Source organism: Microbacterium sp. 10M-3C3, from assembly GCF_003931875.1.
Classification (GTDB): Bacteria; Actinomycetota; Actinomycetes; order Actinomycetales; family Microbacteriaceae; genus Microbacterium.
Genome location: NZ_CP034245.1, coordinates 243,381 through 256,487, shown reverse-complemented (window position 1 = coordinate 256,487; position 13,107 = coordinate 243,381). Strand labels below are relative to the sequence as shown.

The 13,107-nt window shown below is 73.3% G+C and carries 9 protein-coding genes; 6 read left to right on the top strand and 3 right to left on the bottom strand.

The features are described from left to right. Positions 1-86 precede the first annotated feature (86 nt). Positions 87-2,087, bottom strand: coding sequence for a DNA helicase RecQ (gene recQ, locus EI169_RS01145; protein WP_240640523.1), 2,001 nt, complete (start codon positions 2,085-2,087; stop codon positions 87-89). A 95-nt stretch (positions 2,088-2,182) separates the two neighbouring features. On the opposite strand from recQ, the gene EI169_RS01140 reads away from it, so the two are divergent. After that, entirely contained in the window at positions 2,183-2,494 is a 312-nt protein-coding gene (locus tag EI169_RS01140) for a GNAT family N-acetyltransferase (RefSeq protein WP_125130221.1), read from the top strand. Then, positions 2,494-3,501 (top strand): pirin family protein, encoded by a 1,008-nt coding sequence (locus EI169_RS01135; protein ID WP_125130219.1) that lies wholly within the window; start codon positions 2,494-2,496, stop codon positions 3,499-3,501. Before EI169_RS01140 ends, EI169_RS01135 begins: the two co-directional genes overlap by 1 nt. Before the next feature lie 59 nt (positions 3,502-3,560). On the opposite strand, the gene EI169_RS01130 is transcribed toward EI169_RS01135, so the two are convergent. Then, positions 3,561-7,136: a S8 family serine peptidase gene (locus EI169_RS01130; RefSeq protein ID WP_164515399.1), complete on the bottom strand. Its 3,576-nt coding sequence runs from the start codon at positions 7,134-7,136 to the stop codon at positions 3,561-3,563. Between the two features lie 170 nt (positions 7,137-7,306). Here EI169_RS01130 and EI169_RS01125 point away from each other — a divergent pair, with 170 nt between their 5' ends. The 4 genes from EI169_RS01125 (at position 7,307) to EI169_RS01110 (ending at position 11,726) form a co-directional block, all read left to right on the top strand. Continuing rightward, positions 7,307-7,861: an ECF transporter S component gene (locus tag EI169_RS01125; RefSeq protein WP_125130215.1), complete on the top strand. Its 555-nt coding sequence runs from the start codon at positions 7,307-7,309 to the stop codon at positions 7,859-7,861. Positions 7,862-7,896: 35 nt separating this feature from the next. After that, positions 7,897-9,627, top strand: coding sequence for an ABC transporter ATP-binding protein (locus tag EI169_RS01120; RefSeq protein WP_125130213.1), 1,731 nt, complete (start codon positions 7,897-7,899; stop codon positions 9,625-9,627). Next, entirely contained in the window at positions 9,624-10,400 is a 777-nt protein-coding gene (locus EI169_RS01115; RefSeq protein ID WP_125130211.1) for an energy-coupling factor transporter transmembrane component T, read from the top strand. The genes EI169_RS01120 and EI169_RS01115 overlap by 4 nt, the downstream gene beginning before the upstream one ends. 87 nt (positions 10,401-10,487) lie before the next feature. Then, positions 10,488-11,726, top strand: a complete 1,239-nt coding sequence (locus EI169_RS01110; protein WP_125130209.1) for an LCP family protein — start codon at positions 10,488-10,490, stop codon at positions 11,724-11,726. 76 nt (positions 11,727-11,802) lie between these two features. On the opposite strand, the gene EI169_RS01105 is transcribed toward EI169_RS01110, so the two are convergent. Continuing rightward, a complete protein-coding gene (locus EI169_RS01105; RefSeq protein ID WP_125130207.1) occupies positions 11,803-12,966 on the bottom strand; it encodes an acyl-CoA dehydrogenase family protein in 1,164 nt (387 codons plus the stop codon). Positions 12,967-13,107 lie beyond the last annotated feature (141 nt).

The window sequence follows — 13,107 nt, the reverse complement described above, 5'->3', positions numbered from 1 at the left end:
GCGCGGAGATCGGGCCCAGACGTTGCCCACAGGACTCCCCGTCCGGTAGTGGCGCGCTCCGGTGGCGGCACTGTCCGGGAGCGGCGTCAGTGCTGCGCGACCACCGCGAGGATGCGGTCACCGTAGGCCTCGCGCTTCTTCGCGCCGATGCCGGTGATCCCGTCGAGGTCGGCGAGGCTCGTCGGACGCGCCGCGGCGAGCGCCCGGAGGGTGGCGTCGCCGAACACGATGTACGCCGGCACCCCCTGCTCCCGCGCCTTCTCGGCGCGCCAGCCGCGCAGCGCTTCGAAGAGGTCGCGATCCTCCGCGGCCACCGCATCCGTCGCGGGCGCCTTGCGCACGCGCGCGCCGCCTCCGGCGCGGCCGAGGGTGTCGCGGCGCAGCGGCACGGCGGTCTCGCCGCGCAGCACGCCCGCGCTCGCATCGGTGAGGGCGAGGGTGCCGTATTCGCCCCGCGCGACGAGCAGACCGCGCGCGAGGAGCTGGCGGATGACGCTGCGCCAGTCCTGGTCGGACAGGTCGGCGCCGATGCCGTACGTGGCGAGCCGGTCGTGCCCCTGCTGAGCGATGCGGTCGGTCTTTGCACCGCGCAGGATGTCGACGAGGTGCCCCGCGCCGTACGCCTGGCCGCGCTCGCGCTGGAGCCGGACGATCGTCGACAGCAGCTTCTGCGCCGCGACCAGTCCGTCCCACGTCTCCGGCGACTCCAGGCACGTGTCGCAGTTGCCGCAGCGCTCCGACGGCTCGCCGAAGTACGCCAGCAGGTTCTGCCGTCGGCACTCGACCGTCTCGCACAGCGCGAGCATCGCGTCGAGGTGCTGGCCGAGGCGCATCCGGTACGTGCGGTCGCCCGGCGACTGGTCGATCATGCGCCGCTGCTGCACGACGTCGCCCAGGCCGTAGGCCATCCACGCGACGGCCGGATCGCCGTCGCGCCCCGCGCGCCCGGTCTCCTGGTAGTAGCCCTCGACCGACTTGGGCAGATCGATGTGCGCGACGAAGCGCACGTCGGGCTTGTCGATGCCCATGCCGAACGCGATCGTGGCGACCATCACGACGCCGTCCTCGCGGAGGAAGCGGGACTGGTTGGCCGCGCGCACGGAGGAGTCGAGCCCCGCGTGGTAGGGCAGGGCGTCGACGCCCTGCGCCGCGAGGTATTGCGCGGTCTGCTCCACGCTCTTGCGGCTGAGCGCGTAGACGATCCCCGCGGCGCCCTCGGGCTGCGACCGGATGAACGACACGAGCTGCCGGCGCGAGTCGACCTTGGGCTCGATGCGGTACTGGATGTTCGGCCGGTCGAAGCTCGCGACGAACGCCCGGGCGCCCGGCAGGCGCAGCCGCTCCACGATCTCGGCGGCCGTGGCGGGGGTCGCGGTGGCGGTGAGGGCCATCCGCGGCACGCCCGGGAAGCGGTCGGCGAGGTCGCCGAGCGCCAGGTAGTCGGGTCGGAAGTCGTGACCCCACTGCGACACGCAGTGGGCCTCGTCGATGGCGATGACGCTCAGGCGCCCCTTCGCGAGGAACGCGAGCGTCTGCGCGCCGTTGAGGCGCTCGGGCGCGATGTAGAGGAGGTCGAGGGTGCCGGCGAGGTAGGCCTGCTCGACCGCGCGGCGCTCGTCGGGCGTCTGCGTCGAGTTGAGGTACGCGGCGCGCACGCCGTTGGCCACCAGCGCGTCGACCTGGTCGTGCATGAGCGCGATGAGGGGCGACACCACCAGGCCCGTGCCGGGTCGCACGAGCGCGGGCACCTGGTACGTGACGCTCTTGCCGCCGCCGGTGGGCATGAGCACGACCGCGTCGCCGCCCGAGACCACGTGCGACACGATGTCGCCCTGGTCGCCGCGGAACGCGTCGTACCCGTACACCTCGTGCAGCACGTCGCGGGGATCGCGGCCGGTGAAGTCACGCGCCTCGGCCGCGAGTGCGGGCACGGCTGTGGCGACCGCCGCCGCGGCGGCGCGGTCGTCGGCGGGCGGCACGGCATCGAGGTCCCACGGCACGTCCTCGTACGGGTCCGCGGGCGGAGCATCCGCATCGGGGTCCCACGACAGCCCGGCGTACGGGTCGTCGATGTCGGGCGTGCTCACCCGTCCACGGTAACCCGCCCCGCCGACACCCGGCCGCGGGTGCGCCGGCGCCGCGGCGGCCGTACGGTGGAGGGACGCACGGCGAAGGGAACGGCATGTCGGACGAGGTCACGGTCACGCGCAACGACGCGGAGCGCCAGTACGAGATCACGGTGGACGGCACCGTCGCCGGGCGACTGCTGTTCCGCGAGGTGTCGCCGGGCCGCGTCGTCCTGCCGCATACGGTCATCGATCCCGCCTTCGGGGGCCGCGGACTCGGCTCCGTGCTCGCGAACAGCGCGCTGACCGACCTCGCCTCCCGCGGCGACACGGTCGTGCCGCGCTGCCCCTTCGTGGCGAAGTACCTCCGCGAGCACGAGGTGCCCGGGCTCGTCGTGGACTGGCCCGACGACGACGAAGAGCAGTGATGACACGCCTCGACGACCCGACGGCGGGCGGCGGCCTGCTGCCCGATGAGGCCGTCGACGGGCACGCCTCCGACGACGGACCGCGGATGCTGCTGCTCGAGGCGCGGGACGTGCCCCTCGGGGGCGTGCGGGCCATGTCGGTGCGGCGCAGCCTGCCGCAGCGCGAGCTGCCGATGGTGGGGGCGTGGTGCTTCCTGGATCGGTTCGGCCCGCAGGACGCGCGGATGCGCGTGGAGCCGCACCCGCACATCGGGCTGCAGACGGTCACGTGGCCGCTCGTCGGCGAGATCCGCCACCGCGACACCCTCGGCAGCGACATCGTGCTGCGCCCCGGCCAGCTGAACCTCATGACCAGCGGCGCGGGCATCGCGCACTCGGAGTACTCGGTCGGCGAGGGTCCGGTCCCTCTTGACGCACTGCAGCTGTGGGTCGCGCTGCCCGACGCCCGCCGGCACGGCGGTCCGGCGTTCGAGCGGCACGAGCGGCTCCCGGTCGTTCCGCTTCCCGCCGTGACGGGCGACGTCGCGGAGGCCACGGTCGTGCTCGGCGAGTTCGCCGGCGCGACATCGCCGGCCACCGTGCACACGCCGATCGCCGGCGCCGAGGTGCGCGTGCCCGCTGGCACGCGCGTGCGGCTGCCGCTGCATCCGGAATGGGAGTACGCGATCGCGGGCGTCGAGGGCGACGTCGCGGTGCGCGAGGGGGAGGGTGCGCAACCGGTCGCCGACGGGCATCTGCTGTACCTCGGCCGCGGGCGCGACGGCATCGAGCTCGAGGCTCAGAGCGACGCACGCGTGTTCGTGCTGGGCGGTGAGCCGTTCGAGGCCGACATCGTCATGTGGTGGAACTTCGTCGGGCGCAGCCACGACGAGATCGTGCAGGCCCGCGAGGCGTGGGAGACGGATGCGGCGCGCTTCGGGCACGTCGTCGGGCACGGCGATGAGCGCGTGCCCGCCCCGCCGCTGCCGGCCGTGCGGCTCACGCCGCGCCGGCGCACCTCGCGATAACGCACGAATGCACGGTCCGGATGACCCGGACCGTGCATTCGCGTGTTCTCGCGGAGCGGTTAGCGGTAGACCACGAACCCGCTCGCGCCGAGGGACGGGGCGACGGTGTCGCTGCCGGCGTACTCGACGATCACGACCTTGACGCCCTTCGACTGCTTGGGCAGCGGCACGGTGACGGTGCCGTCGACGAGCGTCGCGGTGTAGGTGGCCTGGTTCACCCGCACCGTCACGTCACCCGTCGCCGCCGGTCCACCCGAGGGCTCGACCGTCACGGTGACCGCGTAGTCCTGTGACGACGTGCCCAGGTAGCGGTTCATCGTGACCTTGGTCTTGGACGTGAACTTCACGAACACGCCCGCGCTGTCGGCGGTGCCCGCGGTCGGGTTGCCCTCGGCGGTGGCGGTCACCCGCACCGAGAGGGTCGTGCCGACATCGGCCTTCGTGACCTTGTACTTGCGGTCGGTCGCGCCCTGGATCGGCTGGCCGTCGCGCAGCCACTGGTACGTGATCGCCACGTCGGCCGGGTCCCACACGCCGGGGTCGGCGGTGAGCTTCTTGCCGACGCGCGGGTCGCCCGAGATCGACGGCGCGGTCGTGGCGACCGGAGCCGCCTGGCCGGAGTCGACCGTCAGGATCGTGCGCACCGCGGAGTCGCCGTACTGCGCGAGACCGAGGTAGCGCGTCTGCGGCTGCAGACCCGACCACGACAGCGTGTACGACGTGGGCACGCCCTGCTGCGCCGCGACGGGGTTGGGCGTCGCGGTGAGCGAGCCCTCGCCGCCGGCGGAGACGTTGCCGACCCACATGTCCCACGTGAAGGGATCCGTGAAGGAGTACACGCTCGCCTCGACGAGATACGTGCCGGCCGTCGGGTTCTGCAGGGTCACCTGCTCGTCCGCCGATCCGGACGCCGACTGCCACACCTCGTAGTAGCGGAGGTCGTCGGGGCTGACCACGCGGTACACCGACAGGTCGAGGTCGCTGCCCTCGTCGTCGGACGAGTCGAGCGTGAACCGCGACAGCTGCGTGCCCTCGGGGACGTCGACGATCCAGCTGACGATGCCGTCGGTCTCGGCGCCGGACTGCTCGTTGCCGGAGTGGCCCTCGACGGGGTTGTCCGGGTCGGCGAGCAGGGACATCGGCGACAGGCCGCCGAGGTTCAGCGCGAGGTCGCCGGTCACGCCGGGCGTGAACTGCACGTCGGTGCTGCCCTGGACGCCGGTGCCCGACACCTCGGCCGGAGCATCCGCCGTCACGGGCTGGATCGCGATGGGCGAGCGGACGGTCGTGTCGCCGCTGGTCCACGTGAGCGATCCGGTCGTCCACTCCTCGGCCGGGGCGTCGGTGCGGGTGAACGTGACGGAGAAGTCCCTCGTCTCGCCGGCCGCGCCGAACGTCAGGCTCGCGGGCTCCACGACCGCGTCCAGGCCCGGGACGTCGACGGATGCGGTGAACGTGCCCGCCTGCGTCGAGGTGACCGTGCGCGTGACGGTCTGCGGCTTGGAGAGCGAGCCGATCGCGATCGACGCGAGGTTCAGGTCGCTGCCGTCGATCGGCTCGACGCCGAAGTCGGCCAGGCCCTTGCCCTGCAGGTACGCCGCCCAGTCGTCGGGACCGTTCAGGTACAGCAGACCCGGGTCGAAGAACCGCGTCGGGTCGACGTGGCCGGCACCCTGCGCGAACGGATCGGTGTTGGTCGAGCCGTCCTCGTTCTTGGTGTCGTACGCGGTCGTCATCATGGCCGACTTGATCTCGGCGGGCGTCGCGTTCGGGCGCTCCCCGAGGTACAGCGCGGCCAGACCCGCGATGTGCGGCGACGACATCGACGTGCCCGAGAGGAACTCGAACGTCGGCGCGGCGCCCGGCGCGTTCGCGGCGGCGGCGAGGATCGCCACACCCGGTGCCGTGATGTCGGGCTTGAGGATGTCACTGCCGTCGGCGAGCATCGGGCCGCGGCTGGAGAAGCCCGCGACGACGGGGGTCGGGGTCTCCTCGCCGGTCGTGTTGCCGCTGACGAGCTTCGCCGTCGCGTCGGCGGTGGTGCGGACGTAGTCCAGCAGCGCCGTGCGATACGTGTCGGCGATGTGGACGGTCGGCACGGAGTGGAAGTCGTTGTCGAGCGAGCCCGGCGTGACGTTCACGAGGATCATGCCGATGCCGCCGGCCTCCGCCACGGCCTGCGACTTCTCGACGCGGGCGTTCTGACCGCGGTCGCAGACCACGATCTTGCCGGCCGCCTTGGTCGCGTCGAGCGTGCCGAGCACGCACAGCGCGGCCTGCGCCGGGTCGGCGCCGGAGGCGGCGATGTCGCCCGCGTACACGACCGGGCCCTCGACCGTCTCGCCGAAGGGCACAGACACCGACGCGCCGGCGGCCTCGAAGCCGTTGGGCAGCTGCACGGTGCCCTCGTACGTCGGGATCGTCGAGGCGGCGACCGTGGTGTACCACGGCGACGCGTGGTCGGCCGTGGCGGCGCCGGGGCCGTCGTTGCCCGCCGAGGCGGCGACGAAGATGCCCGCGGCCGCGGCGTTGAAGAACGCGCGGTCCTCGGTGGCGAGCGTGGTCGTGGCCGCGCCACCGCCGATCGAGTAGTTGATGACGTCGACGCCGTCGGCGACCGCCGCGTTGATCGCGCTCAGCAGGTCGCTCAGGGCGCAGATGTCGTCGGTGGTCACGAGCGGGTCGGGTCCGACGTAGCACGCCTTGTATGCGGCGACCTTCGCCGCCGGCGCGACGCCGGAGATCTGCCCGAAGTCGACGCCCTCGACGCTCGCGGCGACGCCGTTGTTGCCGGCGGCCGTGCTCGCGGTGTGCGAGCCGTGCGCGTCGCCGTCGCGCGGCGAGAGGTAGTCGGGCCCGAAGTCGAAGCCGTTGGCCGCCGCGCCCTCGCTGAAGTACTTGGCGCCGATGAGCTTCGTGGAGTAGTCGTCGAGCGTCCAGTCCTCGCCCTCGACGCGGTCGCTGCGGAACTGCGTGCCGTCGGCCTTGTCGAAGACGACCGTGTTGCCCTCGAGGTACGGCTCGTCGCCGGGGGTCGTGCCGAGCGGGTCGCCGGCGAACGAGGGGTTCTCCGGCGCGATGCCGGTGTCGATGACACCGACGACGGTGCCCTTGCCGGCTTCGCTCACGCCGCCCACCGACTCCCACACGCCGCCTTCGCCCTCGAGGCCGAGGAACTCGGTGGAGGGCACGGCGACGGGGTGGCGGATCTCGTCGGGGACGACCGCCTCGACGCCCTTCGTGACGGACAGCTTCGCCGCCTGCTCGGACGTCAGGCGCGCGCTGAACCCGTTCAGCGCGAGCGTGTACGAGTAGGCGGGGTCGACGCCGGCCTCGGCGGCGACGTCCTTCTGCTTCTTCTCGAGGTAGTCCGAGTACGCCTCCACTTCGGGCGCGCGCGCATCGAGCTTGTCGCCCTTCTCCGGCTGCGTCGCACGGAGGTCGGCCTTGCCGCCGTCGTAGGTGGCGGCGGGGGCGTCCTCGAGGAGCACGATGTACTGGCCGCTGGGGACGTCGATCGGAACGGGTCTGTTCACCTCCCCCGCGACGACCGCGCCGAAACTGGCGGTTGCTGTGGTGCCGGTGAACAACGCGGCCAGGGTGACGGCCGCGATCGTTCGCAGGGAACGACCCATACTGCGCTCCAAACGGGGGGTGATGTGAGCGATCTGCGCGACGACGTCGGCGCGCGTTCGACAAACATAGCTCACAGGACCTTCCCAGCCCATGCTGGGTTGGCACCTGTGGATTACTCGACGACGAGAGGCAGGGCTCGAGCGTCGTGCCGCGCGGATACGCTGAATCCGTGGTCGCCGCATCCCGCCTTCCGACCCGCGTGCTGATGGTGTGCGCCGCGGTCGGCATCGCGTGCGGCGTCGTGGGCGGCGTGGCGGGGTGGCTCACGCCCGTGGTGCTCGTCGCGGCGCCGTGGGCGTACGGGCTGGTGCTCGGCTCGCACGTGCTGCCGGGCATCGTCGCGCAGCAGGTCGTGCGCGGCCCGTGGGCCGCGCTGCTCGCGCACGTGCTTGCCGCTCTGGCCTCCAGCGCCATCGCGCCGCAGTGGACGCTGCGATTCCTCGGCACCGCCGTCCTGTTCGGCGGCATCCAGGAGCTCGTGGCCGCCGTCACCCGCTACCGCGTGTGGCAGGCGTGGCGGTTCTTCGTCTCGGCGGTGATCATCGGCGCGATCGTGGCCGTCGCCGTGTGGTTCGCCGTCGACCTCGACGCCTTCGCCCCCGTCGTCGAGGCGAGCTACCTCGCGATCGCGGTGCTCGGGCCGGTCGCGTGGACGGCGGCCGGGCTGTGGGTGGGCACGGCCCTCCGCCGCACCGGCGTGGCGCGCGGCCTCGCGCGGCGGTGAGCGCGACCGAGCCCGCACCGGCTCCCGGTCCGCCGATGCCGGTGCTCGACGTGCGCGCCCTCGCCGTGACGCACGACGGCGCCGACCGGGCGGCGCCGTCGTCGGCGACGCTCGAGGTCGCCCCGGGAGAGGTGGTGCTGCTGCTCGGCCCGAGCGGGTCGGGCAAGTCCACGCTCGCCCTCGCGGCGAACGGGCTGATCCCGCAGACCCTGCCGGCGGAGGTGTCGGGGACGGTGCACGTGGCGGGCGCGGATGCGGCGACGACGCCGGTCCCGCGCCTCGCCCAGCGCGTGGGCGTCGTGTTCCAGGATCCGGACGCGCAGATCGTCACCGCATCCGTTCTCGACGAGGCGGCGTTCGGGCCCGAGAACCTGCGCCTGCCGGTGACCGAGGTGCTCGCGCGCGCCGAGGCGGCGCTGCGGCGCGTCGACCTGTGGCACCGCCGCGACGACGACCCCGAGGCGCTCTCCGGCGGCGGGAGGCAGCGCCTGGCGATCGCCGCGGCGCTCGCCCTCGGCCCCCGGCTGCTCGTGCTCGACGAGCCGACGGCGAACCTCGACCCCGAGGGCATCACGGAGGTCTACCGCGCCCTCGCCGAGCTCGTGTCGGGCGGCGAGCGCTCCGTGCTGCTCATCGAGCACGACCTCGACGATGCGCTCGAGATCGTGAATCGCATCGTGGTGCTGGACGCCGGCGGCCGAACGGTCATGGCCGGCCCCGTCGACGACGTGCTCCGCCGGCGCGCCGGCGAGCTCGTGGCCCTCGGCGTGTGGCTGCCGACCGCGACGCTGGCCGCCCTGCGGCTGCGCCGCGCCGGCTACGCGCTCGACCCGCTGCCGCTGACCCCCGCCGAGCTGCGCGCGGCGCTCGAGCGCATCCCGTCGCCCGGCGGGCGCGCGGCGGTCCGCGCATCGGCCCGCGCATCCGGGACGGCCGCCGCACTCACCGGCGGCGCCGTCGTGCGCGTCCGCGGCCTGACGGTCGCGCGCGGCCGCGGCCGGATGCGGCGGACGGTGCTCTCCGACGTTGACCTCGACGTCCCCCGCGGCGCCTTCGTCGCGATCGTCGGGCGCAACGGCGCCGGCAAGAGCACGCTCGCGCAGGCGATCGCGGGCGTGCAACGCCCGCCCCGCGGCACCGTGCACGTGGGCGGTGTCGACGTCTCCCGCGCCGACCCGCGCACCCTCGCACGCACGGTCGGCTTCGTCTTCCAGAACCCCGAGCACCAGTTCCTCGCGACGAGCGTCCGCGAGGAGCTCGCCCACGGCCTGCGGATGCAGCGCCTCCCCGCCGCCGACATCGCGGCGCGCACCGACGAGCTGCTCGATCGCTTCGGGCTCGCAGACCACGCCGACCGCCATCCGTTCACGCTGTCGGGCGGCCAGAAGCGCCGCCTCTCGGTGGGCACCGCGCTCGTCGCGGGCGCCCCCGTGCTCGTCCTCGACGAGCCCACGTTCGGGCAGGACCGCGCCCGCGCCGACGAGCTCCTCGACCTGCTCGAGGAGCTGCGACGCGCCGGGACGACGATCGTCGTCGTCACCCACGACATGCAGCTCGTGGCCGAGCACGCCGACACCGCGATCGTCCTGTCCGACGGTCGCGTCGTCGCCGCCGGCGACGCCGCTGCGGTGCTCGCCGACGAGGCGCGCGTGCGCTCGGCGGGCCTGCGGACGCCGCCACTCGCCCGCGCGCTGCGCGCGCTGTCGTCGCATCCGGAGCTGTCCGACGTGGTGCGGCTGCGCGACCTGCCGGGAGACGCGCGATGACCCCGGCCCGCGGCGGCGCGCTGGGCGGGCTGAATCCGCTCGCCAAGCTCGCCGCGCCCCTCCCCGCGATGCTCGTGCTCGTGTTCGTGCGCGACCTGACCACACCGCTCCTGTTCGCCGCGCTCGCCTACGCGGTGCTCGCGGTCGGCGCGCGCTGGTCGGGCCGGCTCGCGCTCGTGCTGCTGGTCGCGGTGCCGGTCGCCGTGGGCGTGCTGGGGTCCGCCCTCGCACTGTGGGCGGATGCGGCGCGCCTGCCGCCGTCGCCGGTCGTGCTCGATGTCGGCGGGGTCGCGCTGACCGCGGGCGCGCTCGAGGTCGGGTACGCCACCGCGACCCGGCTCGGCGCCATCGCCTCCCTCGCGCTCATCGGGGGCCTGACGACGAGCGGCGCCGACCTCGTCCGCTCGCTCGTACAGCAGGCGCGCGTGCCGTACCGGATCGGATACGCCGCGCTCGCGGGCATCCGGTTCGTCCCGCGCTTCGGTCGCGAGCTCGAGCAGATCCGCCGGGCCCACCGCGTGCGCGGCGCCCGGCCCGGCCCGCTGGCGGCGCTCGCGCGCGGCGCGGGCTCCGTCGTGCCGCTCCTGGCCGGGGGCATCCGGCACGCCGAGCGGGTCGCCCTCGCGATGGACGCGCGCGCGTTCGGCGCGCACCCCACGCGCACGGAGCGATACGTGGTGCCGTTCCGCGCCCGCGACCTCGCGTTCATGGCGGGGTTCTGGACGCTGTCCGCGGCGCTGCTGTGGGCGACGTGGCCGTGGGGCCTCGCGTGAGCCACGGCACCGCGGGCCGCCCGCGCATCCCCGGCTCCGGCGCGCGCCACCCCTAGACTCGCGAGGGGTCGACGCGGAGGGGGCGGCATGGCACGGCGACGCAGGACGGTGGCACGCCACGCGCGGCTGCGCTCCCCCGGCATCGGCCGGCAGATCGCGACGGTCCTCGGCGCGGCGCTCGCGGTCGTGCTCGTCGCGAGCCTCGGCACCGCCACGTACGCGCTCTACGACCTCAACGCGAGCCTCGTCGACGACGCCGTCGCGCTCGACGACGACCTGGTCGTGCCGCCGGACATCGGGCAGATCGAAGGCGGCGTCAACCTCTTCCTCACCGGCATCGACGAGTGCGAGGACGAGTACGCGCACCTGTTCGGCAACCGCTGCAAGGGCGCCGAGGCGTCGAACAAGCTCAACGACGTCAACATCCTGCTGCACATCTCGGATGCGCCGCGCCGCGTGACCGTCGTCTCCTTCCCCCGCGACCTCATCATCCAGGCGCCCGGGTGCACGCGCACCAACGGCGGCGAATGGGGCGGCGGCACGACGCAGATCAACGCGCTGTTCGAGATCGGCGGTCTCGCGTGCGCGACCAAGGCGGTCTCACGCATGAGCGGCCAGGACATCCCGTTCGCGGCGACCGTCACCTTCGGCGGCGTCATCGAGGTCACGAACGCCGTCGGCGGCGTCGAGGTGTGCCTCGCCAAGGGCATCCGCGACCGCAACACCGGCATCGACTGGCCGGCCGGGCCGCGCACGGTCTCGGGGATCGACGCGCTGCAGTTCCTCCGCACCCGCTACGGCGTGGGCGACCAGAGCGACCTTGCCCGTGTGAGCAACCAGCAGCAGTACATGTCGCGCCTGGCCCGCAAGCTCGCGAGCGACGAGGTGCTCTCCAACCCGGCGACCCTGTACCGGCTCGCCACGGGCGCGCTCGACAGCATCACACCCAACGACCGCCTGACCAACCCGCTTACCGCGGTGCAGATCGGCCTCGCCGTCAAGGACGTGCCGTTCGACCAGATCGCGTTCGTGCAGTACCCGACGCTCCCCGCCCCGGGCGATCCCAACCGCGTGGTCCCCAACCAGACGGCCGCGCAGGTGCTGTGGGACGCCCTCGCCGCGAACCAGCCGATCGACATCACCGGCGGCGTGTCGTCCAACGGCGGCACGGTCGAGGTGACGCCGACACCCGCGCCCGGCGAGCAGCCCCCCGCATCCGCGGAGCCGACGCCGACGGATGCGCCGACCGCCGTCGCGCTGCCGCCGAGCATCACCGGCTCGACCGCGGCGCAGGAGACGTGCTCGAGCGGCAACCTCTCGCGCTGAGCCTCGGCCCGCGCCGGCGAGCAGCCGACGTCAGCGCCGGCCGGCGCGACCTGCCGGGACGGCCGACCGGCCGTGGTCAGCGTCGGCCGGCGAGCTGACGGCCGACGATCTCCCGCATGATCTCGTTCGTGCCGCCGTAGATGCGGTGCACACGCGCATCGAGGTACGCCCGCGCGATCGGGTACTCCGTGATGTAGCCGTAGCCGCCGTGCAGCTGCACGCACGCGTCGAGCACCTCGCCCTCGCGCTCGGTCGTCCAGAACTTGACCTTCGCGGCCTCCTCGGGAGTCAGCTCGCCCTCCCCATACAGCTCGATCGCGCGGTCGACATACGCCCACAAGACGTCGACGGTCGTGGCGACGTCGGCCAGCTGGAAGCGCGTGTTCTGGAAGTCGATCACGGGCGTGCCGAAGGCCTCGCGGCTCTTGACGTAGTCGAGCGTCCACTCGAAGCCGGCCTGTGCGGCCGCCGCCGCGGCCACGCCGATGGAGAGGCGCTCGAGCGGCAGGTTGCGCATGAGCTGCACGAACCCATGCCCCTCCTCGCCGCCGATGAGGTTCTCGTCGGGCACGAACACGTCGGTGAACGAGAGCTCCGCCGTGTCGTGGCCGTGGAAGCCCATCTTGTGGAGCGTCTTGCCGTGGTCGAAGCCCGGCATGCCGTTCTCGATCAGCAGCAGGCTGAACGCGTCCGCCCGGTTGCCCTCGCCGGTCTTGACGAAGGTGACGACGAGGTCGGCGGTCTTGCCGCTCGAGATGAACGTCTTCGCGCCGTTCACGAGGTAGCCGCCGTCGACCTTCTTCGCCGTCGTCGACGCACCGCGCAGGTCGCTGCCGGCGCCCGGCTCGGTCATCGCGAGGGCGCCGATCACCTCGCCCGTGGCCATGCCGGGCAGCCACTTCTCCTGCTGCGCGGGCGTGCCGAAGTGCGCGAGGTAGGGCACGGCGAGGTCGTCCTGGATGCCGAAGGCGCCCGCGAGCGACCCGGCGCCGGCCCGGATGACCTCTTCCATGACGATCGTACGGAAGCGGTAGTCCTGCAGCATCCCCGCGCCGCCGAACTCGTCGGGCACCGACAGGCCGATGAGCCCGGACTGTCCCGCGGCGAGCATCGTCTCGCGGTCGATCTCGCCCGCCGCGTCCCAGCGCTCACGCGCCTCGTTCGTCACGTAGCGCTTGACGAACTCCTTCACGACGTCCCGGAACGCCTCGTGGTCTTCGTCGTAGATGTCGCGGTCCATCGCGTGCCCCTCCGCTTCGAGTGGTGCGGTCGCGTCGCGCGACCCTGAGTGCCAGCATCCATGATACGGAGTCCCACCGTTCAGCGGGTCTCGCGAGAACACGCCCATGCACGGAAACCGGCCGCGGAAGCGTGCATCCGT